At 61.8% G+C, this 21,826-nt stretch carries 20 protein-coding genes; 5 read left to right on the top strand and 15 right to left on the bottom strand.

Translation table 11 applies throughout. The features are described from left to right. Positions 1-168: 168 nt before the first annotated feature. From uvrB to uvrA, 3 genes are read right to left on the bottom strand one after another with little or no spacing between them, the layout of a single operon-like run. Positions 169-2,097: an excinuclease ABC subunit UvrB gene (gene uvrB / locus QZ650_RS05830; RefSeq protein WP_292520512.1), complete on the bottom strand. Its 1,929-nt coding sequence runs from the start codon at positions 2,095-2,097 to the stop codon at positions 169-171. After that, positions 2,094-3,644 (bottom strand): excinuclease ABC subunit UvrC, encoded by a 1,551-nt coding sequence (gene uvrC / locus QZ650_RS05825; RefSeq protein ID WP_292520513.1) that lies wholly within the window; start codon positions 3,642-3,644, stop codon positions 2,094-2,096. Before uvrC ends, uvrB begins: the two co-directional genes overlap by 4 nt. Next, entirely contained in the window at positions 3,641-6,445 is a 2,805-nt protein-coding gene (gene uvrA / locus QZ650_RS05820; protein ID WP_292520515.1) for an excinuclease ABC subunit UvrA, read from the bottom strand. The genes uvrC and uvrA overlap by 4 nt, the downstream gene beginning before the upstream one ends. A 185-nt stretch (positions 6,446-6,630) precedes the next feature. On the opposite strand from uvrA, the gene QZ650_RS05815 reads away from it, so the two are divergent. Beyond that, on the top strand, positions 6,631-7,356 hold the full coding sequence (locus tag QZ650_RS05815; protein WP_292520517.1) for a DUF5591 domain-containing protein: 726 nt from the start codon (positions 6,631-6,633) through the stop codon (positions 7,354-7,356). A 440-nt stretch (positions 7,357-7,796) separates the two neighbouring features. On the opposite strand, the gene rbcL is transcribed toward QZ650_RS05815, so the two are convergent. Continuing rightward, the gene (gene rbcL, locus QZ650_RS05810; RefSeq protein ID WP_292520519.1) at positions 7,797-9,089 is read right to left on the bottom strand and encodes a type III ribulose-bisphosphate carboxylase; all 1,293 of its coding nucleotides are present in this window, start codon (positions 9,087-9,089) and stop codon (positions 7,797-7,799) included. Positions 9,090-9,229: 140 nt separating this feature from the next. Between rbcL and QZ650_RS05805 the strand changes: the two genes are divergently transcribed. Next, positions 9,230-10,081, top strand: coding sequence for a dienelactone hydrolase family protein (locus tag QZ650_RS05805; protein ID WP_292520522.1), 852 nt, complete (start codon positions 9,230-9,232; stop codon positions 10,079-10,081). A gap of 183 nt (positions 10,082-10,264) precedes the next feature. On the opposite strand, the gene QZ650_RS05800 is transcribed toward QZ650_RS05805, so the two are convergent. Beyond that, entirely contained in the window at positions 10,265-10,600 is a 336-nt protein-coding gene (locus tag QZ650_RS05800; RefSeq protein WP_292520524.1) for a hypothetical protein, read from the bottom strand. Continuing rightward, positions 10,587-10,910, bottom strand: a complete 324-nt coding sequence (locus QZ650_RS05795; protein WP_292520526.1) for a winged helix-turn-helix domain-containing protein — start codon at positions 10,908-10,910, stop codon at positions 10,587-10,589. Before QZ650_RS05795 ends, QZ650_RS05800 begins: the two co-directional genes overlap by 14 nt. Before the next feature lie 188 nt (positions 10,911-11,098). Here QZ650_RS05795 and QZ650_RS05790 point away from each other — a divergent pair, with 188 nt between their 5' ends. Next, positions 11,099-11,563, top strand: coding sequence for a hypothetical protein (locus QZ650_RS05790; RefSeq protein ID WP_292520527.1), 465 nt, complete (start codon positions 11,099-11,101; stop codon positions 11,561-11,563). A 413-nt stretch (positions 11,564-11,976) separates the two neighbouring features. On the opposite strand, the gene QZ650_RS05785 is transcribed toward QZ650_RS05790, so the two are convergent. Genes QZ650_RS05785 through QZ650_RS05765 form a run of 5 tightly spaced genes read right to left on the bottom strand, consistent with a single transcriptional unit; the run spans position 11,977 to position 15,299 of the window. Then, positions 11,977-12,666: a TfuA-related McrA-glycine thioamidation protein gene (locus QZ650_RS05785; protein ID WP_292520529.1), complete on the bottom strand. Its 690-nt coding sequence runs from the start codon at positions 12,664-12,666 to the stop codon at positions 11,977-11,979. After that, positions 12,626-13,840 (bottom strand): YcaO-related McrA-glycine thioamidation protein, encoded by a 1,215-nt coding sequence (locus QZ650_RS05780; protein ID WP_292520531.1) that lies wholly within the window; start codon positions 13,838-13,840, stop codon positions 12,626-12,628. The genes QZ650_RS05785 and QZ650_RS05780 overlap by 41 nt, the downstream gene beginning before the upstream one ends. Then, complete coding sequence (locus QZ650_RS05775; RefSeq protein WP_292520533.1) at positions 13,837-14,253, bottom strand: molybdenum cofactor biosynthesis protein MoaE; 417 nt, start codon at positions 14,251-14,253, stop codon at positions 13,837-13,839. Before QZ650_RS05775 ends, QZ650_RS05780 begins: the two co-directional genes overlap by 4 nt. Before the next feature lie 16 nt (positions 14,254-14,269). Continuing rightward, positions 14,270-14,548: a ubiquitin-like small modifier protein 1 gene (locus QZ650_RS05770; protein ID WP_292520534.1), complete on the bottom strand. Its 279-nt coding sequence runs from the start codon at positions 14,546-14,548 to the stop codon at positions 14,270-14,272. 16 nt (positions 14,549-14,564) lie between these two features. After that, positions 14,565-15,299, bottom strand: a complete 735-nt coding sequence (locus tag QZ650_RS05765; RefSeq protein WP_292520535.1) for a HesA/MoeB/ThiF family protein — start codon at positions 15,297-15,299, stop codon at positions 14,565-14,567. Between the two features lie 251 nt (positions 15,300-15,550). Between QZ650_RS05765 and QZ650_RS05760 the strand changes: the two genes are divergently transcribed. Beyond that, complete coding sequence (locus QZ650_RS05760; protein WP_292520538.1) at positions 15,551-16,579, top strand: GNAT family N-acetyltransferase; 1,029 nt, start codon at positions 15,551-15,553, stop codon at positions 16,577-16,579. Positions 16,580-16,594: 15 nt separating this feature from the next. On the opposite strand, the gene QZ650_RS05755 is transcribed toward QZ650_RS05760, so the two are convergent. From QZ650_RS05755 to QZ650_RS05740, 4 genes are all read right to left on the bottom strand, one after another. After that, entirely contained in the window at positions 16,595-17,299 is a 705-nt protein-coding gene (locus QZ650_RS05755; RefSeq protein WP_292520540.1) for a PIN domain-containing protein, read from the bottom strand. Positions 17,300-17,386: 87 nt separating this feature from the next. Further along, positions 17,387-18,802 carry an NEW3 domain-containing protein gene (locus tag QZ650_RS05750; RefSeq protein ID WP_292520542.1) on the bottom strand — a complete coding sequence of 472 codons (1,416 nt, stop codon included), beginning with the start codon at positions 18,800-18,802 and terminating at the stop codon, positions 17,387-17,389. A gap of 4 nt (positions 18,803-18,806) precedes the next feature. After that, positions 18,807-19,907: an ABC transporter permease subunit gene (locus tag QZ650_RS05745; protein ID WP_292520544.1), complete on the bottom strand. Its 1,101-nt coding sequence runs from the start codon at positions 19,905-19,907 to the stop codon at positions 18,807-18,809. A 2-nt stretch (positions 19,908-19,909) separates the two neighbouring features. Then, positions 19,910-20,815 carry an ABC transporter ATP-binding protein gene (locus QZ650_RS05740; protein ID WP_292520546.1) on the bottom strand — a complete coding sequence of 302 codons (906 nt, stop codon included), beginning with the start codon at positions 20,813-20,815 and terminating at the stop codon, positions 19,910-19,912. Between the two features lie 490 nt (positions 20,816-21,305). Here QZ650_RS05740 and QZ650_RS05735 point away from each other — a divergent pair, with 490 nt between their 5' ends. After that, a complete protein-coding gene (locus QZ650_RS05735; protein WP_292520548.1) occupies positions 21,306-21,554 on the top strand; it encodes a hypothetical protein in 249 nt (82 codons plus the stop codon). Positions 21,555-21,826 lie beyond the last annotated feature (272 nt).

Here is a 21,826-nt window from a genome sequence, read left to right as displayed (position 1 = left end):
CCCCCCCCCCCCCCCTGTCCCCACCCCCCCGTGGCGATACTCCCACGGTCCACTGCACCGGGCTTTCCATCGCCTCAACAGCCTACTGCCAAAACTCGGAGGTTACCACTTTTCGCGTCGCAGCCCCTCCGGGCCCATACTTTGTGGCAATCCGGAGCCTTAGCCTTTCTACCGTCCCTTCCCTTCCTGCAACTTCTTGATCGTATCCCGGAGCGCTATCGCCCGCTCGAACTCCAGGCGCTCCGCCGCTTCCCGCATATCGGCCTCGAGCTCGATGATCAGATTCGGGATCTCGGACTTTGGGACGTGCTTGATATCGGTGATATCGACCTCTTTCTCACGGATTGGTTTTACGATCGTCTGCGGCGTGATGCCGTGCCTGGCATTGTAGTCGAGTTGCATCGCCCGCCGCCGCCCGGTCTCGGCCATCGCCTTCTTGATAGAGTCGGTCATGGTGTCGGCGTAGAGCACGACCTTCGCGTTGACGTTGCGGGCCGCCCGCCCGATGGTCTGGACGAGGCTTCTTGCGTCGCGGAGGAAGCCCTCCTTGTCGGCGTCGAGGATGCCGACGAACCCCACCTCGGGGATGTCGAGCCCCTCCCGCAGGAGGTTGATCCCGACAAGGACGTCGTACTTCCCGAGGCGGAGCTGCCGGATGATCTCGGTCCGCTCGATGGTCTCGATCTCGGAGTGGAGGTAGCGGGTCTTGATTCCCTGCTCGGCGAGATACTCCGAGAGTTCCTCGGCGAGTTTCTTTGTGAGCGTCGTCAGGAGTATGCGGTCGCCGCGGTCGATGGTTGCCCGGATCTCCGCCATCACGTCCGGGATCTGCCCCTCGATCGGCCGGACCTCGACTGCCGGGTCGACGAGCCCCGTCGGCCGGATGATCTGCTCCGCGACGCTCGACCGTTTCAGTTCGTAGTCGCCGGGGGTCGCCGAGACGAAGATGACGTTTTGCATGTAGTCCGAGAACTCCTCGAACTTCAGTGGCCGGTTGTCGAACGCCGACGGGAGCCGGAAACCGTAGTCCACGAGGGACTTCTTCCTTGAGTAGTCACCGCGGTACATCCCCCTGACCTGGGGGAGGGTCTGGTGGCTCTCGTCGATCACCATCAAAAAGTCCTCCGGGAAGTAGTCCAGCAGGCAGTAGGGCTTCTCCCCGGCCTTCCGCCCGTCGAAGTGGCGGGAGTAGTTCTCAATCCCCTTGCAGGTCCCGGTCTCGCGGATCATATCGATATCGTAGAGCGTCCGCTGGCGGAGGCGGTGCGCCTCGAGCATGCCAAGGTTCGGGAGCCACCCCTCGAGTTCCTGCTCGATCGAGGCTATCGCCCGCTCCTTCTCCTCCTCGGGGGCAACGAAGTGCCTCGCCGGGTAGACGAAGAAGTAGTCCATCGTCTCCAGCCGCTCTCCTGATGTCTTGTCAATCTCGCTGATCCGGTCGATCTCGTCCCCGAAGAGCTCGATACGGATGATGTTATTGAAGTAGCCGGGGACGATATCGATGGTGTCGCCCTTCACGCGGAACCGACCCGGCATGAGCTCGATGTCGTTTCGCTCGAACTGGATATCGATCAGCCGCCGGATGATATCGTCCCGCCGCATCCGGTCGCGGACCTTCACCTCAAAGCCCATCCCCTGGAAGTTCGCGGGGTTCCCGAGACCGTAGATGCAGGAGACCGAGGCGACGATGAGGGTGTCGGGACGGGAGAGGAGCGATGCGGTTGCCGCAAGCCGCATCTGCTCGATCTTGGGATTGATCTGGGCGTCTTTCTCGATGTAGAGGTCGCGTTTCGCGATGTAGGACTCGGGCTGGTAGTAGTCGTAGTAGGAGACGAAGTACTCCACCCGGTTATCGGGGAAGAACGACTTGAACTCGTTGTAGAGCTGGGCGGCAAGTGTCTTGTTGTGCGCTATGACGAGGGTGGGTTTCTGGACCTCCTCGACGACGTTTGCTATTGTGAACGTCTTCCCCGAACCCGTGACCCCGAGGAGGGTCTGGAACCGCTCGCCGCGGGATAGGCCGCCGGTGAGTTTCCGGATCGCGTCGGGCTGCGAGCCGGTTGGCTTGAAATCCGCTTTAAGGTGAAATTCCGTCATGGTGCCACCGTCTTCTTCCTGAGGGTTCTGTGATACGTGATCGCGAACCGGTGCGCCTCGTCGCGGATCTCCTGGAGGAAGAGCGACGCCTTCTCGTGCCGCTCAAGCGGCAGGGGGTGGGAGAAGCCCGGCACGAAGACCTCCTCCTCGCGCTTCGCGATCGCCGCGATCGGGACTTTGACGCCGAGATCCCGGAGCACCGCGGTTGCCGCCGCAAGCTGCCCCTTCCCGCCGTCGATGAGGATAAGGTCAGGGAACTCGCCGCCCTCCTTCTGGAGGCGCGTATACCGCCGGCGGACCACCTCGGCAATCGCCGCGAAGTCGTCGATGCCCTCGACCGTCCGTATCCGGAAGCGCCGGTAGTTCCGTTTGTCGGGCTTCCCCCAGAGAAACCGGACCATCGAACCAACCATCGCCGTCCCGGAGAGGTGTGAGATGTCGAAGCACTCGATCGCGACCGGGAGGTCAGGGAGGTGCAGGCGGCGTTTCAACTCGTCCAGTTTGATCCGGTCGCCGAAGAACGCGATCTCGACGTTCTTCCTGACCAGGTCGAGCAGGTTCTTCTTCTCGCCCCGTTGCGGCACGACCACCCGGACTTTAGCGCCCCGGAGGTGGGAGAGGTAGCCCGGAAGCGCGTCGTCGACGGGCACGGGCAGGATCACCTCCTGTGGCGGTTCGTGGTCGGCGTAGTAGCGGGCGAGGAACTCCTCGATGAACCCCTCCGTCTCGTCGAACGTGTACTCGCGCTTCCCGGCAAGCGTCCCACGGTCGACGTTGAAGAGCATCAGAAAGACGGTTCCCTCGCTCACGATATAGTTGACGATATCCTCGTTGTAGGTCTTCTGCCGGTCGACGTGCTGGCGCTCGCGCAGCCCCTCGAGGGCCGTAATCTGGTCGCGGAGTTCCATCGCCCGCTCATACTCCTGCCGCTCTGCCGCGGCGACCATCTCCTCGCGGAGCGCCCGGATGAGCCCGGCGATATCGCCTTTGAGGACCGATTCGGCCCGCCGGACCCTCTCCCGGTATTCGTCCTCGGTTATCCTCCCCGTGCAGGGGGCGCTGCATGAGCCGATATGGGCCCGGAGGCACGGGCGCCGGGGAAGGCGCCGGCACGACCGGAGCCCGAATAACGATTTCAACAGGCGCAGCAGGTCTTCGCGCTCCCGGCCGGAGACGAACGGGCCGTAGTAACGGCCGTTCCCGTCGGGCTGGCGAGCGGTGTGGATCCGGGGGTAGGGCTCGTCGGTGACGTGGATGTAGGCGTACCTCTTCGAGTCCTTTAAGTCGATGTTGTACTTCGGCTGGTGCTTCTTGATCAGGGTGTTCTCGAGGATGAACGCCTCGACCTCGGTGTCGGTGACGATGAAGTCGATCCCGGCGATCGCGGCGACGAGTCTTTCGGTCTTCCGGTCGAGGTCGTGCCGGGAGAAGTAACTCGATACCCGTCGCCGGAGGTTCTTCGCCTTCCCGACGTAGATGATGGTCCCCTCGCCGTCGGAGAAGAGGTAACACCCAGGCTCGGTCGGGAGGCTCTGGAGGTCGATCATGGCTTCTTGAGGGTCTCCTTTAAGAACGCGCCCGTGTGGCTCCCTTCGACCAGGGCGACCTCTTCGGGGGTTCCGGCCGCGACCACCTCGCCGCCGGCGTCCCCGCCCTCCGGGCCGAGATCGATGATGTAGTCGGCGGACTTGATGACGTCCAGGTTGTGCTCGATCACGACCATCGTGTTCCCCCGTGCCACCAGGTCGTCGAGGACGGCGATCAGGTTCTTCACATCGTGGAAGTGGAGCCCGGTCGTCGGTTCGTCGAGGAGGTAGATCGTCTTTCCCGTGGCCCGCTTTGCGAGCTCGCGGGTCAGCTTGATCCGCTGCGCCTCGCCGCCCGAGAGGGTGGTGGAACTCTGGCCGAGTTTGATGTAGCCGAGCCCGACCCTTGAGAGCGTCTCGAGTTTGTTCTTGATCGACGGGAAGTGCTCGAAGTGGTCAATCGCCTCCTCGACGCTCATCTCAAGGACTTCGGCGATGGACTTGCCCCGGTATTTCACCTCGAGGGTCTCGCGGTTGTAGCGCGCCCCCTTGCACTCCTCGCACTCGACGTAGACGTCGGGGAGGAAGTTCATCTCGATCTTGATGAGCCCGTCGCCCTGGCAGGCCTCGCACCGCCCGCCTTTGACGTTAAACGAGAACCGGCCGGGCTTGTAACCCCGGACCTTCGCCTCCTTCGTCTCGGCAAAGACCTTTCGGATCTCGTCGAATACCTTGGTGTAGGTCGCCGGGTTCGAGCGCGGCGTCCGCCCGATGGGGCTCTGGTCGATGACGATCACCTTGTCGATCTCGTCGTCGAACGTGAGGCTGTCGTGCGCTCCGGGGAGCTCCCGTGAGCCATGGAGCCTCTGCATCAGCGCCCGATAGAGCGTCTCGTAGATGAGCGTGGACTTCCCCGACCCCGAGACCCCGGTGACGACCGTCAGGACGCCGATGGGGATATTCGCGTCGATGCCCTTGAGGTTGTTCTCCCGGCAGCCTGCAAGGCGGATGAACCGGTCGCTCTGTCGGCGGGTCGTGGGGACCTCGATCTTCAGGTCGCCGGAGAGATAGCGGCCCGTAAGCGATACCGGGTTTGCCGTGATGGCGTCCGGAGGGCCCTGTGCAACGATATCGCCGCCATGGAGCCCGGCCCCGGGCCCCATATCCACGACCCAGTCGGCGCTCCGGATCGTCTCCTCGTCGTGCTCGACCACGACGAGGGTGTTTCCGAGGTCACGGAGGCGCTGCAGGGTCTCGAGGAGTTTTCTGTTGTCGCGCTGGTGCAGCCCGATGGAGGGCTCGTCGAGGACGTAGAGAACCCCGGTGAGGTTCGACCCGATCTGTGTCGCAAGGCGTATCCTCTGCGCCTCCCCGCCCGAGAGGCTCCCGGCGCTCCGCGAGAGGGTCAGGTAGCCGACGCCGACCTGATTGAGGAACTCCAGCCGGGCGACGATCTCTTTTAGGACCTGTTTTGCGATCTCGCGCTCGCTCTCGGTGAGGTCCAGGGTCCGGAAGAACGAGAGTGCCCCCGTAACCGGGAGATCGGTGACATCGACGATGGACTTCCCGGCGACCTTCACGGCAAGGACCTTATCTTTGAGTCTCTTGCCCCCGCATGTCGGGCAGGGGAGGATTCGCATGAACTTCTCAAGTTCGCGGCGGCGATACTCCGACTGGGTCTGGTGGTAGAGCCGCTCGGCCTGGGGGGCGAGACCCTCCCACGTCCCGGAGTGCGACCACGAGTCCCCGTTCTTCATCTTCATCGAGAGGCGGAGGTGCTCCGATGAACCGAACATCAGCGCCTTATACTGCTCCTCGGTGAGGTCCTTGATCGGTGTTAAGACCGAGAACCCGAAGTGCTTCGCGACGGCGCCGAGGTACTGGCTCCGGTAGCCGTCGAGGAAGTTCCGGTAGAGCATGACGGCGCCTTCGGCGATGGATTTGCTCTTGTCCGGGATGATCAGGTCGGGGTCGAACTCCATCCTGATCCCGAGCCCGTTGCATTCCTCGCAGGCCCCGAACGGGCTGTTGAAGGAGAACATCCGGGGCTGGAGCTCCTCGAATGCAAGCCCGCAGACCGGGCAGGCCATGAGCGACGAGCAGGTCTCCTCCCGGCCATCTTCGTCGACGGCGATGACGAGCCCCTCGGACTTTGCAAGGGCGTTCTCGATCGCCTCAACGAGCCTTGAGCGCTCATTGACGGCAAGCCGGTCGATGACCACGTCGATGTCGTGCTTGCGGTAGCGCTCAAGGGTGATCTCCTCGTCGGTCCGGTGGATCTCGCCGTTGACCCGCACCCGGGTGTAGCCCTCCCGGTCGAGGTCCTTGAAGACCTGCTGGTAAGTGCCTTTCTTCTGCCGGATGATCGGGGCGAGGATGGTGACCGTCCCGGTCATCGTGGAGGCGATGTGGTCGGCGATCTTCTCCGGTGACTGGGCCTCGATAGGGATCTGGTGCTCCGGGCAGAACGGCGTCCCTATCCGGGCGAAGAGGAGCCGGAGGTAGTCGTAGATCTCGGTGACCGTGCCGACGGTACTCCGGGGGTTCCTGGACGTCGTCTTCTGCTCGATGGAGATGGCGGGCGAGAGCCCGTCGATGCTGTCGACGTCCGGCTTCTGCATCAGCCCGAGGAACTGCCGGGCATAGGCGGAGAGCGACTCCACATAGCGCCGCTGCCCTTCGGCGTAGATGGTATCGAAGGCAAGCGTGGACTTCCCCGATCCGGATACGCCGGTGAGGACTATAAGCCGGTCGCGCGGGAGTTCGACGGTGATATTGTTGAGGTTGTGCTCCCGCGCCCCCTTGATGATGATCTTCTTCATTGGTGCGTGCAGATATGTTTGTCCTCCAAGTTCATAGCCGTTTGCAGGCATCAAAATTTAAATAGAATCAGTTAACGGAGCCCGGAATGCCGTTTGTTTGGAGGGGTCAGGGAACATCTCCTGAAGGGCCACCCTTTTTGGTTTTTCCGGTCAAACCATTATACACCAGAAAAAGGAACTTTTTTATGCAGGAGTATCAGATAGTGCCGGGTGCGGGCGCCCCCCGGCGGGTCGTCGAGGTCGTGCAGGACAGGCACGGAAACCAGATCGAGATATTCGACCCGCCGTTCTACCGCAAAGAGTTCGAGGACGCCTACCGGTTCATCATCGACAACTACCGGGTGGCGCCGCGGGAGATCGGCCTCTTCCTCCCCTGCGCCGTGCGGAAACCCTACAGCCAGAGCCCGAGCCACAAACTCTTCCGGCGGATCATCGATGGCGTCCTTGCCCCGGAGGACTACCATATCACCATATTCGGCACCTGCGGGACCGTCCCCGCAGAGCTCGAGTGCATGTACCCTTACCGGAATTACCACTACATGCTTGGCAAGACCACGGACGAGCGGATCCGGCGGGACTTCCACCGGATCGAGGTCTACCGGCTGAAGGGCTACCTTGAGAAGACACGAGATACCTACCGGCACCGGCTCGCCTACTGCATCGGGCCGTTTAGAAAGGCGATGGTCGAGGCCGCGGAAGCGACCGGGATCGCCGTCGACCTCCTCCCCTCCGATCCCATGATCGAGCGGCTCTATGACATCGACTGCCCCTTCCCGGAGGGCAGCCTCTCGATGCAGGGCTACATCGACGAGTTCCGCGAAGGGCTCGAGAGGCTGGCGGGGGAGATACGCGTCAGGGAGACTACGGCTCTCGAAGGGTGCCCGGAGCGGCGGGGGGTGGTGAGGGCGTGATTGGTGGTGGGAAAAGAGCACTTTTTCAGAGGTACAAATCTCTGAAAGTTTCTGATGGCTTGAAAACTCCGAGTTGCACCTGATCAACCCCCACCCCACCCGCGCTTCGCGCTCCTCCCCCGCGCCCCCAAGGGGGGCGGGGGCAGCGCGTGGCGATAGTCCCACGTAAAACATGCACGCGATCTCGACTGGTAGAGGGTGCAAGTTACACAGGTGATAACAGTGGTTGGAATGGGTTGTAGAATAACCCAAACCAGGTTTCTCCCGGGTTGTCCCCATGCAGTGGACCGTGAGGGTATCGCCTTGGGGGTGGGGCTGACGGGGAGGAGGCATGCCCCCTCCCCTGTCTCAACACCAGGGCCATGCAGTCCATCATGATCAAGTCGTGCGAGATCACTAGGCCGGCATGCAATATCCCGGGTTAGATTTCCAAAACCCCCTCACTTCGGCTTATAGTATCCCCACTTCTCGAGCGCTTCCCGGAGTGCGGGAGCCTTCTTCGCCTTCTCCTCGAGCGTCTCGCCGTCCTTCCAGGCCTCGATCGCCTGCATGGTGGCCTCTGCGCCCGCCCGCGTGCCCCTGGGATGGCCGTGGATGCCGCCGCTGACGAGGAGAACGAGGTCGGTGCCGTAGATGTCGAGCACGTCCGGCACGAGCCCGGGATGGAGCCCGCCCGACGAGACGGGGAATGCGCTCTTGATATTGCCCCAGTCCTGGTCGAGGGCCATGTGGTCGACGGCGTTCGTGTGCTTCTCCCGGAGAATGTCCGCAAGCAGCGTGGCCTCCGCCCGGGTGCCGACCAATTTGCCCACAGCGGTCCCGGTGTGGATCTGCGAGACGCCGACAAGGCGCATCATCTTCGCCAGGAACTGCATCGTGATCCCGTGCTTCTCGTCCCGGTCAAAGGCCGCGTGCATCGCCCGATGGGCGTGAATCGCAAGCCCGAGATCTGAGCAGTAGTCCCGGAGGGTCGCGACAGCCGCCGTTCCGGTCACCACGACGTCGATCATCGCGTAGTTCCAGCCGTAGTCCGCAAGCATCTTCGCCCGCTCCTCCATCGTCCTGGTGTCGGCCGTGATGTTGATGAACGCGGACTTTGTCTCGCCGGTCTCCTGCTCGGCCTTATCCCGCATCTTCGCCATCGCCCGGACGCGATCCTCAAACCGGTTGAACGAAAGTGACGTCAGGTTCTCGTCGTCCTTGACGAAGTCAAACCCGCCCATCCAGGTCTCGTATCCGACCTCGGCGTGTTCCTCTGCCGTGAACCCCACCTTCGGCTTCGGGACCGCGCCCGTGAGCGGCCTACCACGGATCTTCATCATATCCCGGATCCCGTCCATCCCGAAGTGCGGGCCCTTGAAGTGCCGGAGGTATTCGACCGGGAGTGAGGCGTCGATCAGCCGGAGATTCGCGAGCGCTTTCATACCGAAGACGTTCCCGGCGATCCCGCTCAGGAGTTGGGCCGCGTTCCCCTCCTCCCAGAGGGCGAGCGGGTACGCGATCTTAACGTAGTTCCCCTCGATCTCGAACGCCTTCGCCTGGAGGTCCCGCATCCGGGGCGGCAGGGTAAAGAGCGTGGTCCAGGTCCCGGTCGAACTCTCCGACGCGATCCTCCCGACCGCCTCCTCCCTGCTGATCCCCTCCGCCGGCTCGAAGTAGTAGAGGGCTACGAGTTCGCCCGGGCCCGGAGTGTGGTTGAGGTCAACAAACTCTTCGTACCAGTCAATCGCCATAGAATCACCTCTTGAAGGAAGGGGTGCCCGGGTAGAAAAACCTTCCATTCTGAGCAGGATATAGAATACCGGAATCACTTTCTCCCCGCAGACGCCAGGTTTATCTGCCGGCGGGTCGAGAGGAAAGCAGAAGGAGTCTTATGGAACGAACTGCCGACAATTTGCGCCCGCTCTTCGATTACGATGCAGAAAGACCACCCGCGATCGAGATTGCCGGCACCGACGTCTCGGTCAGTGACCTGACCTACCAGACTGCCCCGGATCGGGGGGTTCGGGCCTACCTGGTGGCCCCGGCAGAAGTTGACCGGTCGAAACGCTCCGCTGCCATTCTCTTCCTCCACCCGGGACTTGGTTCCCGCGCCACGTTCCTCGCCGAGGCCGTGGCCCTTGCCGGGATGGGTGCGGCCTCCCTGCTCGTCGACGCTCCCTGGTCCGCCGATACGGCAGCAGCCTGGGGTCAGGCAGTCACGGATCCCGGGGAGGCCGTGCGGGAGTATACCCGGACGGTGATCGACCTTCGCCGGGGGATAGATCTCCTCATAGCGCAACCGGATGTTGACCCTGATCGGATCGGGTTCGTGGGCCACAGTGTCGGGGCGCTTTTCGGGGCGGTGCTCGCCGGCGCCGATCGGCGTCTTCGAGCCGCCGTCCTGATGACGGGCACCGGAAGGTTTGTCGACGTCGCCGCCGTGAACCTGCCCGACCTGCAGGGCGAGAAATTCGAGCATTACCGCCGGACGCTCGCGGAACTCGACCCTGCCGTCTGGGTCGGCCGTGCCGCACCCACCCCCCTCCTCTTCCAGGCCGCTCTTCGCGACGAGTTCTTCACAGAGGAGCAGTCCCGGGAGTTCTTCGAGCGGGCGAACGACCCGAAGTCGCTCGAATGGTACAATGCGGGCCACTGCCTGGACGAAGCGGCCCGACGCGACCGCATCGTATGGCTCGCCGGACGGCTCTCGCTGGATCGGCGGGAGGGGGATGGTTCCCGGTAGCGGGAAAGAATGGGTTGATTACTACGAATATAACTTTTTGTCATAATAGATAAACATTATTACGTGGTGAGTTCTTACCAATACGTGGCCAGGCGATGATGGACCTGCCTGTGCCTCGTCCACCCACCCTGCAGCGCGCTACTGCACGTCCTACCTGCACCCACCCAATCACTTTTTTAGCGCTCATTCGGAGATCCCGTCGAGAACCTTCTCGATCCTGTCCACCTTCGCCTCGATCCGCTCCAGCGACTGCCGTAGCATCTGCAATTCCGCGCCGGCATCCTTCTGTTCGGCGACATTCGCCACCTGCCCCTCGATCCACTCCTTGATCCTTACGACAATGATGAAGAGTAGCGTCAGGACGCCGAGATTTATGATAACAACGAAGGACCCGGCGAGCACGGCATTCAAAGAGTTCGAACCGCCGAGCAAACCGGCGATAAGGCCGCTGATCACGAGCAATGCAATAACGGCGCCCCACAGCGCCTTCAGGTAGAGTTGCCACCTATCCTGTTTCATCCTTCGACCTCTCTAACGACATAAGCACGTCCAGATTCAGCACCACCTCAAACGGCACCGCCCGGTAGCATCTCCGGAGGTACGGCGGTTCGTCCGATGTCCGGCTGACCCCCTTCGCGAGACCGAGTTTCTCCAGCTGCCGGAGGTAAATGGCGGCCAGCGGGCGCGATATGCCAAGTTCTTCGGCGACCTCGCGGGCATACTTCTCTTCGGTGGCGATCGCCCCAAGTACGGCAAGCCGCTGCTCGTTCCCGAGCAGAGCAAGCAGCCGCGCCAGTTCGGGAAGGGTGCTGAAAGATAACGTCAACATGTGTTGATTAATTTTTACAGGCATCAATGTTGCGATCCGATGTCTCACAGTACGCCACTCGGGCTCGCCGGGCTGGGAACTGCCTTGTTCCAAGAGATAGGCCACATTTGCTCTTCCTCCCTTCCCGGCGTCGGACCGTAATCTTCTTCCCCCCGCGGGGTGCGTGCACGCGTTGCAGGTGATTGGGTATGGCAGTCGACAGGGTGCGAAAGAACACGCCGCCCGAGATTAACGCCCGGATCGATCGCGAGATCGCCGGGAGTCTTCGTTATTTTGCCGCACAGGACAGTTTCGAGATAACAAAACGTATCTATGAACTGGAGACCGAATGGGACGTCGAACGGATGCTGGAGGCGAACGCGGCAGCCCTTGGGATGACGGGGCTCGTTCTCGGGGTTTTCCGCGACCGACGGTGGTTGATCCTGCCGGGTCTCGTCCTGCCGTTCCTGCTGCAGCACGCCGTACAGGGATGGTGCCCACCGCTTGAGGTTCTCCGGCGGCTGGGATTCCGGACAAGAAGGGAGATTGACCGGGAGAAGTATGCCCTGAAGGTGCTGCGCGGCGATTTCGCGAACTTCACCTCTGTTGCCGGTGCTCCACCGGGAGAGCGCGCAGAAGCAGCCCTTCGGGCAGCGGATGTGTGGAATGGATAGCGCCCGGGGAGAACTCCCCGGGGTGTGCCGTCCCGGGGAGTCTTTGGCGGGTCAGGTAGGTGGGTTGCAGGAGAGCCACTCAAAAGGGAAGGTGCTGGTCCTCCCCGGGTTATGCGTTCTGCCGGCATTGCAGGACCCCTTACGGAGGTGCATCCGGCCAGGAATCCACTTCTGGCGAATGACATCTGCGTGGGCGCCGCCGATCTGGTGTTGCCTGCATCCGGTGCATTTGGGGTATCTGCCTGAGTACATTCCTGTGTGGTCTGGCCAGAGAGCCGTTCCATTTTTTCGGTACCGGGGTTGCGACAGAGATGATGGAAAGGGTCGCCCGGTACCGACTGCTATATTGTCCCCCCGCGGGGGGAATGATTCCCCACCGCCATACAGAACTCGGCCCGGGGAGGGATATATTTCTACGGCGCCCCAGGTGGAATCGTTGAACCGGCCGGTTCAATGCTTTCTGCGGTATCCCGGATGTACCTGAGTGCTAACACCGCGTCTTCCTGTTTCTGATCGATGGCATGCTCCCCGGCAAACACCAGGAAGCGGGCGAGATCCTCAGGCTCCGTCGTCCCGGCAGCCGCCTCGACGACCGCATCGTATGTCCGCTCGGGGAAATAAAGCCCCCGGGCGGCCTCAAGGAGCGCCCGAGCCGCATCGGCACCGATCACGTTGCACTCAACCGCCCTCTGGATGGTCGCACGGATGTTCACGAGCGGTTCGGAGAGCGGCACAAATGTCTCGGGATCGAAGAGGAGCGCCACCTCGTCGTCGGCAACGAGCCTTCCCTCCCGGTAGGCCCGGTAGATCTCCCCGATGCCCTCCATCCCGAGGCTGTCGAGCTCCGCGGCCCGGAGCGCTCCCATGCTGGAGGCGCCGACGACCCGTATCCCGGCCCGGAGGGCAGCGAGAACCTCCCGATGGGCGACGGCGCAGTCCTGGAAGAAGACGCCGTCGATGAGCCCGATGATCCGGGCCCCGGTGCGTGCGGCATCCAGTATATCGCCTCGTTTGGCCGGAGCACGGTAATCGGCGTCGAGGATCCCCCGGGCGGTCGCATGGTCACAGCTGGGACCGAGGAAGACGACGACTCCGCGCGTCACGGCACCTCCCACCCATCCTGTCCTGGTCCATCGCATACATCTCAAGCCCCGGGACGATCACCCGGACGACCGGGATGCCGATCTCCGGCCGGGTGAGGTCGACCACGATCACCCGGGAGAGCCCGGCCGCACCGAGCCGGTCGGTGACGTGGTTGATGTCGGTGAGGAAATCATCGCTGTCAAACGACGGCATGGCCGCGAACTCGACCGCCTCGCACTCCGCAAACCAGTGCCGGTTCAGCCGCTTCGTCCGGTCGTAGCCGATCCTCTTCCTGACGTCCGCCGTGTCGGTATCCTCCCTCGCACCGTGGATCTGGGTCAGCCTGCTCTGGGCGACCTCCGTGAGCGCCCTGAGGACCGCAATCCGGGCGTTCATGTGCGACCCCATCCCGATCGTGAGGAGGGCGGGGTCCTTGAGGACCACGTCGTCGGCGACCGCGGCCACGGTGGGGATCCCGATATCGCTCGTGATGTCCTTCAGGGTGACCTCGACGCCGGCGGCCGCGAACTTCGCGAGCAGATCAGCGGCGAGCCCGTCGGCGATCCCCTCGATCCGGGGGCCGGTGTTCCGGGTCACCTCCACAAGCGACCAGGCGTCGCGCTCGACCACCTCCATCAGGGCATGGAAGGTCGCCTCCTCGAGGGTGTTTCCCGAGGCGAGCCCGTTGGTGTTGGTCCGAAAGAGGCGGCCGCAGGTCACCGGGAGGGGGTGGAAGACCGCATGGGCAGGGACGAGCACCTCCTCCTCCTGGACGATATCATACCCCTCAACCCAGGGGACCGGTATATCGGTCGGGACCCGTTCGGGCAGGATCAGGTCCGCCGGGTCGATCGCCGTCTTCCGGGCAGAGACCTCACTATACCGCCCGACGATGGTCTCACGGCCGTCCATCTCGCCCGAGTAGCGCTCAATCCCCTCCATCATCGCCGAGACTTCCGCCTCGATGGGGGTGGCTCCTTTACCGTTGTAGACCGATATCGCTCCCGCCCCGGCGGTCGGCCGGATGCTCGAGAAGACCGGTATCCCGATCCGGTCGAGGTTCGTGATATCGGCGACCCGGGTGATTCCCGCCGCCGGGAGCCTCGCTCGCGCCAGACGGAGCGTCTCTTCGGGCGGGACGGTGCGCTGGGTCTCTTTCCCGTAGGCCTTCCGGCACGACTGCAGCCGGATCATGCGTCGCCCCCTGAGAACTCGCCCGGCACCCAGCGCTCGCCCTCTTTCCCGATCTCCTTCTTCCAGATCGGCACACTCTGCTTGATCCGCTCGAGGATATACTCGCAGGCGTCGAATGCCTCCTTCCGGTGCCCGGCGCCGACGACGATGAGAAGGATGTTCTCCCCGACCCGGAGCCTTCCTATCCGGTGGATGATCTCGACGGCCGCTATAGGGTATTTTGCAAACGCTTCGTCCCGGATCGTTGTGAACTCCTTCTTCGCGACCTCCTCGTAGGCCTCGAGTTCCATCTCCTCGATCCCGCCGTCGTCCCGAACGACGCCGAGGAAAGTGACCAGAGCGCCCATATCGGGCTTTCGGACCCGGTCGATGACTGCGTTCACGTCAAAATCGTCTCTTGTTACGCTGATCATGCTTGCCAATCCTCCATCATCCGCCCGCCACCGGCGGGAAGAGTGCGACCTCGTCCCCGTCAGCGAGGGTGAGCGTCGCGGCCTCCGACCGCCGGACGCGCCTGCCGTTGTGCATCAGTATCACATACCCCCGGAGTTCGCCGTTCTCCTCAAAGAGCGCCTCTTTTGCCTGCTCCGAGGTCTCCCCGACTGCCGCAAGCAGCCGGCTCATCGTCGTTCCTGTGGGAACCTCAAGCATGAGGTCACCACCGATGGCCTCCCGCAACCGGGCAAAAGCCCTGACTCGAACCTGCATCTCACTTCTCCTCGATTCAGCACCGATCAATCCCGCACGCGTTGCAGTCTTCCTGCCGCTCGACCGCCAGAGTCGTCATGGTGGCGGCCCTTCCGTCCCAGATAAGAAGCCGGTCGGTTAGGAGGTCGCCGGTGCCGGTGATATACTTGATTGCCTCGTTTGCCTGAATAAGTCCGATGATCCCGGGCGTGGTGCCGATCACGGGAGTGACGCCCTCGATGGGCGGGGCTACTGGAAAAATGCATTCCAGGCAGGCCGTCTGGCCGGGGATGATCGTCGTCGCCTGCCCGTCAAACCCCCTGACCGCCCCATGGATGAGCGGCACGCCGCTCCGAAGCGCTGCCCGGTTGAGGGTGTAGCGCACCGCGAAGTTGTCGGCAGCATCGATGATGAGGTCGGCGCCATTCACGAGCGCGTCGGCGTTATCGTCGTTGACGGCAGCATGGACGGCGGTAACCCTGATCTCCGGGTTCTGTGTCCGGAGTTTCCCGGCCGCCGACTCGACCTTCGCCCGCCCGATGTCACGATCAGCATGGAGCACCTGCCGATTCAGGTTGGTCCGGTCCACGACGTCGCCGTCGACCAGCCGGATCTCCCCGATGCCGGCGGCGGCAAGGTAGAGAGCGGCCGGGCACCCGAGCCCGCCGGCCCCGACGATGAGCACCCGGGCAGTCGCAAGCCGTTCCTGGGCCTTTTCACCGAAGAGTGCAATCTGCCGCCGATAGCGTTCCAGTTCCCGATCCGTGAGCATCTTTATTCACTCATCCTCGCTGTGGAGAGGCAAACGTTCGCTTCCGCAGATGAATACGCAATTTATGTGGTGTCCACGGCAATTTGAACGTTGTGATTCCATGAAGTCTCCCGGGCCGGGGCCTCTGCCGGCTATCATCCCGCAAAATCCGGCACCCGCCATGGGCCACCCCCCTCCCGGGAAACGTATATATCGTTGGGGACGGATAATCCGCACGACCCTGCAGGCGAACCGGAGCAGGGAGTGAGAGCATGACAATAGGGCTTATCGATGATGGGGACGCCTGGGACGCGTTCGTGGATGAAAGCATCTCCGGCCGCCTTTTCCATAAATGGGAGTTCATGAAGATAACAGAGAAGCATACCGGCTTTCAATTTCTTCCTTACGGGATCTTCAAGGGCAACAGTCTGATCGCCATCATGCCGCTTTTTCAGAGGCAGACGCACGGGATCAACATCCTCCTCTCCCCACCTCCTCTCCAGTCGGTGGTGCCATACCTCGGGTTCGTCATGGGCCGCCATTACGATATCGCCAAGCAGAGCAAGAAGGAATCAATGCTCAAACAGGTTGGTGACGACCTGGAAGGCGAGTTTGCAGCCCTGGCACCGAACTACCTCTCCATAATCCAGGTTCCGGGTTTCATCGATATTCGACGGTTCCTGAGAGAGGGGTACCAGGCCCGGCTCCATTTCACCTATCTGATCGACCTCGATTCGCCGCTCGACGATATCTGGAACAGTTTCTCATCCAACCTCCGGACCAAACTGCGAAAGGTCGAGAAGAACGGCTACCACTTCGAGAAGAGCACCGACCTCTCGGTCTTCTACTCCACGGTCGCGGAGCGGTTCGGCGACCCCGAGATGAACATCCCGATGATCAGCCGCACCTACTTCGAGGAACTCTACCGGGCGTATCCCGATGAACTCGGGCTCTACTACCTCTACGACAACGACGGCGCCGTGACGGGCGTGCAGGCGACCCAGGAATACAAGGCTTTAACCCTCTGGATGGGTGCCCCGAAGATGACCGCGATGCCCGGGAACGAGTTCTTGCAGTGGTTGCTCCTCCAGCAGGCAAAGAAGGAGGGCTACCGCCAGATGGAGAACGTCGGGGCGAACAACGAGAACCTGAACCTCTTCAAGTCCAAGTTCAACCCCTCGCTCAACCTCTTTTTAGAGGTGAGCCGGGAGGACCTCATCGGCAGGGTTGCGCGATGGGCCTACAGCACCATCGCGAGCAAGGGGCCGGTGAAGCGCAAGGTCCTCTCCTACATCGAGTGACAGGCCGAAGACCCTTTATCGGCCCGTTTCATCCCAGCCTTCGAACCGGACCAGTGCCAGCGACGGCGGTCTTCCGGTGAGCCTTAAGGCATCGGATATCCGGTCGGTGATCGTAAGGTTGCCACCGGTTCTCTCCTGGTACTCCTGCATGAGGTAGGCGGTGTGGTTGCGGTATGTCCGGTCCCGGGTGACGAAGATCAGGTCCTCCTTAAGATCTTCTAAAAGTGTCTCCCAGATGAGTTCATCGCCAACGGTATCTGTACCTGTTGTCTTTGGGGGGTTACCAAGGAGTTTCCGACGTTGAGCCCGGGTGACGAGTTCTTCTGTCCGGCGGAGAACCCGCACGACCGGATCCTTGGAGAGTTCGGTGAATGCCCGGGCCACCGAATCGGCAGAAGGCTCCGCAATCATCCCCTGGATGTCATCATAGAGGGTGCGAACAGCCCGGTTGTACTCCTCCCCGGTACGCTGCAGCGGTGCAACGTTTGGATTTTCTCGTATAATCGACGGCAGGCGGACCTCCTCGGTCTCCCGCCTCCGCACGCCATCGGCGATGCGGTCAAGAACTTTTGAACGGTTGCGGAGGAACTCATCGATGATGATGTCGGGAAAGACGAGATGCTCCTTAAGCGCTCCGATATCAAGGAAGATCTCCATCGGATCCTCATTCGACTCGTAAAGTTCAAGAAAGAGGTTCGTATCAATGCATACGACGGTCATGCTGGCGGAAGATGGCGCCGGGGTACGATAATGGTTTCCCGGGCGCGGCCCGGTTCAGATTAAAAAAGAGAGTCGGGAGACCTTGCCTCACCGCCGGCCGTACTTCTTGAACATATACCAGAGCCCCGCGGCGACCCCCGCCATCACCAGGAGGCCAAGCACCGCGACGTAGGACTGCTCCTTGACCACAATCCGGTACTCGTCCTCCCCTTCGGCCTGGTCGCTCTTCACCGCGGTGACGATCTTGTACTCACCGGCGACGATGTCGGCCGGCGGGACTACCGTCACCTGCAGCGTCGCCCGCTCGCCGGGCTCAAGGCTCGCGACCGATGCCGGGTCGACGGTCACCCGCCACCCTTCGGGCGCGCTCATGTTGACGCCGATGTTCGTCAACGCTCCTCCGGAGCCGGCGTTCGAGACCGTCATATCGAACGTAAGGGTCTCGCCGCGGTTGATCTCGTGGCGGTAACTCTTCGCATACGTCCGCATGTCATAAGACCCCCGGATCCGGAGCGTCAGGTTCTCCTCATACTCCCGGGCGGCCGAGCCGATCACCGTCGTGAGGTTGTACTCCCCGATATCGACCGAGTAGGGCGGGATGAGGTCAAGGTAGAGAGACTTCTCTTCACCGGCAGGGATGTAGATCTCCGATATCTCCTCGGCGGTCTCGCGGCTCTCTTTGAACCGGGCATACCACTGCTCGGGGAGGCCAAGGACGGAGAGTGTGTAGGTATCGTCGTTTCTACCGGCGTTCTTCAGGATCATCTCGTACTGCGGGTTTGAGCCGATCGCCGCTACGCGGGACGGGGACTTCACCCGGAGTTCGGCAAAGAAGTTCTCTTTGTCAAGGGGCACGATCCCGAGATCGGTTGTCCGGCCGATCCGGACCTCGACGTCCTCCTTATCCCAGAGCCTGTACCCGGGTTTGGTGACGGTGACGGTGTAGGTGCCCATCGGGGCCCCGATGCTCACCTTACCCTCGGCGGTCGTGAGCATTCCCTCGATCCGGGTGTTGCCGTCGTAGAGGCCGACGTCGGCACCCTTCACGACGTTGCCTTCCTTATCGACCACAGTGGCCTCAAGCGTCCCGGTCTCACCGCTGTGGGTCTTTGTGACCTGGACGTAAAGCCAGATCGTGCCCTTGCCGATGCCCACCCGGATGGGATACTCCCCGACCGCAGCATGCCCGGAGGTCTCGGCCACCAGGCGGACGGTCTTCGTCTCGCCGGCCGGGATCAGCATCCGATAGACTTCGCGATCACCGTCCTCAAACCGGATCTTCCAGTTGTCGGTGCCCCGGAAGGTCCAGTAGTTGAGGAGGCACGTCCCGGTCTCCCCCCGATTCGTGACCGCAAGGTCAAAGACGGCGGTGTTACCGGCCTCGATCATCTCGCCGGGGAAGTCGCACCGGATCTCTGTCGGCATCGTCCCGCCCCCGGTTGCCGCCGCCGGGGCGATCAGCACGGCAAGGAGAAGGATGAGAAAAATTTTTCTTCCGGTCATCTCCTCACCTGATATCCATCCGCATGAACTTCACGTAGGTCGCGGCGAAGAAGGCCGACGGGAAGACGATGAGTGCGGCGATGTTCATCCAGACCCGGCCCAGGGCTTCGGCAAGACCGGGCTTCTCCTCTGGTGCCATACCATAGGGCACAGGTGCATCCATCGTCGCCATGATCTGCGGGTTCGTCACCGCTATCGCGACGGTGTAGTAGTTCATCTGCGGCGAGAGGAGGTTCGAGATATCGTTGATAAACCGCCGTTTATCTATGTAGTTCTGCATCTCCTCTTCATACTCTCTCCATGCCGGGTCGTCGGCTCCGCCGTAGACCACGTTCTGCGAGGCGGTGCTGACGAAATAGCCTCCGCCGCTCGAGGTCCGCACGACCTCTCTCGGCATGGGAGGCATCTCGGGCATCTCGGGGGGATCGCCAGCGAAGGCATCCGCGGCCATCGCCCCGAACATGGGAAGGAGCGAGGAGACCGCAAAGAAGATCACCAGGGTGTAGATCAGCGCGTTCCCGCTCTCTTTTGCAGCCGTCGACATCGTGAGCGCGACGGCGAAGTAGGCGAGCAGGAACCCGAGCGAGACCGCCCCGAAGATCAGGATGGCGGCAAACTCCTCCAGTGTCGGGACGATCGAGAAGATGAGGAGCAGCCCGAGGGCGATGGCGAGTGCGAGCGCCATGGCGAACCCCAGAGCCCCAACACCCCCGAGGGCCTTGCCGTTGATGATCTCGTCCCTGTAAAGCGGGTGGGAGAGGAGCGACTTCAAGGACCGTGTCTCCTTCTCCTTTGAGACCAGGTCAAACCCGATGGCAATGGCAAGGATGCCGCCGAGCATCGTCATGTAACTCATCATCGATATGAAGACGAACATGATCGAGGGTTTCTGGGGCATCCAGCTCGTGTACGGGTCTTCGAGCTCCTGCATACGCTGGAGCTGCTCGTTATACGATTCAAGGCTGTTGTTGTAGTTCTCGATGCCGTCGTGGATGCTGATCGCCGATATCACGAGAAGCAAGCCGAGGATGATGATGAACCGCCTGCTGGTGATGTGATCCGAGAACTCTTTTCGTGCTACGTTGAGTAACCGATCGACCGCCATTCTTACCTCCGGTAGGCCGCCATGAAGACGTCCTCGATATCCGGCTCTTCTATGCGCATCTCCCGCACGTGAAGCCCCTCCAGAAAGAGAGTCTCCGTGAGCCGGTCGCGGATGTCGGCCTTCGCCCGGACGACCGCCCGCGTCCCGTTCCGCTCGACGGATATGATCTCGGGATCCTCGAGTTCCGGCAGGCGCTCCCGGGTCTCGACGACGATCCGGACGGCATCACCGTCAGAGGGAGCAAGCGCCCGGGCGACCTCCTCAAGCGTCCCCTGCGCGACGAGTCTTCCCTTTGCAAGCAGCCCGACGGTCCGGCAGACCTCCCTGACTTCTGAGAGGATATGTGAGGAGACGAAGATCGTCTTTCCCTCGCCGGCGAGGTGCTCGACGAGTTCACGGTACTCCCTGACGCCCTCGGGATCGAGGTTTGCCGTCGGTTCGTCGAGGAAGAGCACCTTCGGATCGTTGATCAGCGCCTGGGCAAGCCCGAGCCGCTGCTTCATCCCGCGGGAGTATTCGCCGGCCTTCTGGGTAACGCCGTCGAGGTGGACGAGTTCGAGGAGTTTCGCGATCCGCTCTTTCCGCTCCCGCGCGTCCATCCCGTAGAACCGGGCGAAATAGTCCAGGTTCTGCTCGCCGGTCATGTTCCCGTAGAACCCGACGTCTTCGGGGAGGTAGCCGATGATCTCCTTCACCTTCAGCGGGTCTTTCGCGACCTCGATCCCATCGACCAGGCACCGCCCGCCGGTGGGCTCGATCATCCCGGTGAGCATCAGGATCGTCGTGCTCTTCCCCGCTCCGTTCGGGCCGAGGAAACCGAATATCTCGCCTTCCCCGACCTCAAGGTCCAGGCCGTCGACGGCCGCCTTGCCGTTGTACACCTTCGTGAGGCTCTCTGTTCGTATCATATCACCACACCCCGCCCGGTCCGGCGGTGCCTACTGCTGACTTTGATATCCTCTTATTAACGTTTTCTGTGACACGCGTCTACACGTCGAGTGAGGAAGCACGATTTCGATCGCTGTGGAACTGCCATTTTTGGGAAGTCCCCGGAAACCTGCCGTTGATCCGGCAATTGCCCGTGTGCCGGACTCCGCGCGGCGTGAGTCGCTGGATTGGTGTGCCTGCATCAGGCAAGAGCCGCCTGTCCATTCGGCGCGCTACGCAGGAGTATGGGCGGGAACGGGAGATAAAACGATGGTAAACTACGAAAAAAATTGAACCTATGCGTTCCGGAGTTCATACAGAGAGAGCAGTCTTTGTGGCTTCCATCCGCAGCACCACGTCATGGGATAGACCCGACCAACGCGAGTCGTCGGAGCCTGACCTCCCGGGTTCGTCGGTCTCAGGATAGCCCGAAGATCCTTCTCTTTCAACTGCTGTCCAGTCCTGATCGCCATGACCGCGGCAACCTGGCTGCAGGCCGAGCAGCGCTTCGGAAAAGAAGAAGAGTCCTACCCGGGTTATTCTGTCCCTGTCGTTTTCCTTGCAGTGGGGGCCACCAACCCGGCAAAACTCCCGGTCTGGTCTGGAGTTCTCCTGACAATGGTGGCGCGCACATCCATGAAGAACAGCAGTAAACTCCATATCGCGATTGCTTTTGTGAAATACCAGAATACCCTCGGCAGGTCGGGATCCTCTCGATGAATTTCCTGCCATCGCACCCGATTTCCACGTTATCTGCCGGTGATGAATCTCGATAGTTCAGGTCGGAAGGGACCCCTGCTGCCTCGCAAAAGGCGACCAGGGTAATCAGCACCCTAACTTTACTGAGACTCCCCGCCGATCGTCCCTTGATTCATGGAGATGAAATAATTTTTCTTTAAGAAGGTTGGATTTTTAATATTATTCAAATCACGACATCCCCGGGTCAATAACGCTGTGAAAAGGATATATACAACTATTATAGTTCCACTCAA

Origin of the sequence: Methanoculleus sp. (assembly GCF_020696975.1) — an archaeon.
Taxonomy (GTDB): domain Archaea; phylum Halobacteriota; class Methanomicrobia; order Methanomicrobiales; family Methanoculleaceae; genus Methanoculleus.
The sequence above is the reverse complement of the archived record's forward strand: the minus strand, read 5'-3'. Positions and strand labels throughout refer to the sequence as shown.

What these genes read in the sequence shown, in the direction of transcription:
- QZ650_RS05780 (WP_292520531.1), bottom strand. Translation starts at nt 13,840, where the DNA reads ATGATCCGGCTGCAGTCGTGCCGGAAGGCCTACGGGAAAGAGACCCAG.
- uvrA (WP_292520515.1), bottom strand. Translation starts at nt 6,445, where the DNA reads ATGAAGAAGATCATCATCAAGGGGGCGCGGGAGCACAACCTCAACAAT.
- uvrC (WP_292520513.1), bottom strand. Translation starts at nt 3,644, where the DNA reads ATGATCGACCTCCAGAGCCTCCCGACCGAGCCTGGGTGTTACCTCTTC.
- QZ650_RS05755 (WP_292520540.1), bottom strand. Translation starts at nt 17,299, where the DNA reads ATGACCGTCGTATGCATTGATACGAACCTCTTTCTTGAACTTTACGAG.
- QZ650_RS05775 (WP_292520533.1), bottom strand. Translation starts at nt 14,253, where the DNA reads ATGATCAGCGTAACAAGAGACGATTTTGACGTGAACGCAGTCATCGAC.
- QZ650_RS05765 (WP_292520535.1), bottom strand. Translation starts at nt 15,299, where the DNA reads ATGCTCACGGATCGGGAACTGGAACGCTATCGGCGGCAGATTGCACTC.
- uvrB (WP_292520512.1), bottom strand. Translation starts at nt 2,097, where the DNA reads ATGACGGAATTTCACCTTAAAGCGGATTTCAAGCCAACCGGCTCGCAG.
- QZ650_RS05800 (WP_292520524.1), bottom strand. Translation starts at nt 10,600, where the DNA reads ATGAAACAGGATAGGTGGCAACTCTACCTGAAGGCGCTGTGGGGCGCC.
- QZ650_RS05750 (WP_292520542.1), bottom strand. Translation starts at nt 18,802, where the DNA reads ATGACCGGAAGAAAAATTTTTCTCATCCTTCTCCTTGCCGTGCTGATC.
- QZ650_RS05735 (WP_292520548.1), top strand. Translation starts at nt 21,306, where the DNA reads ATGACCGCGGCAACCTGGCTGCAGGCCGAGCAGCGCTTCGGAAAAGAA.
- QZ650_RS05740 (WP_292520546.1), bottom strand. Translation starts at nt 20,815, where the DNA reads ATGATACGAACAGAGAGCCTCACGAAGGTGTACAACGGCAAGGCGGCC.
- QZ650_RS05805 (WP_292520522.1), top strand. Translation starts at nt 9,230, where the DNA reads ATGGAACGAACTGCCGACAATTTGCGCCCGCTCTTCGATTACGATGCA.
- QZ650_RS05815 (WP_292520517.1), top strand. Translation starts at nt 6,631, where the DNA reads ATGCAGGAGTATCAGATAGTGCCGGGTGCGGGCGCCCCCCGGCGGGTC.
- QZ650_RS05760 (WP_292520538.1), top strand. Translation starts at nt 15,551, where the DNA reads ATGACAATAGGGCTTATCGATGATGGGGACGCCTGGGACGCGTTCGTG.
- QZ650_RS05790 (WP_292520527.1), top strand. Translation starts at nt 11,099, where the DNA reads ATGGCAGTCGACAGGGTGCGAAAGAACACGCCGCCCGAGATTAACGCC.
- QZ650_RS05770 (WP_292520534.1), bottom strand. Translation starts at nt 14,548, where the DNA reads ATGCAGGTTCGAGTCAGGGCTTTTGCCCGGTTGCGGGAGGCCATCGGT.
- QZ650_RS05745 (WP_292520544.1), bottom strand. Translation starts at nt 19,907, where the DNA reads ATGGCGGTCGATCGGTTACTCAACGTAGCACGAAAAGAGTTCTCGGAT.
- QZ650_RS05795 (WP_292520526.1), bottom strand. Translation starts at nt 10,910, where the DNA reads ATGTTGACGTTATCTTTCAGCACCCTTCCCGAACTGGCGCGGCTGCTT.
- rbcL (WP_292520519.1), bottom strand. Translation starts at nt 9,089, where the DNA reads ATGGCGATTGACTGGTACGAAGAGTTTGTTGACCTCAACCACACTCCG.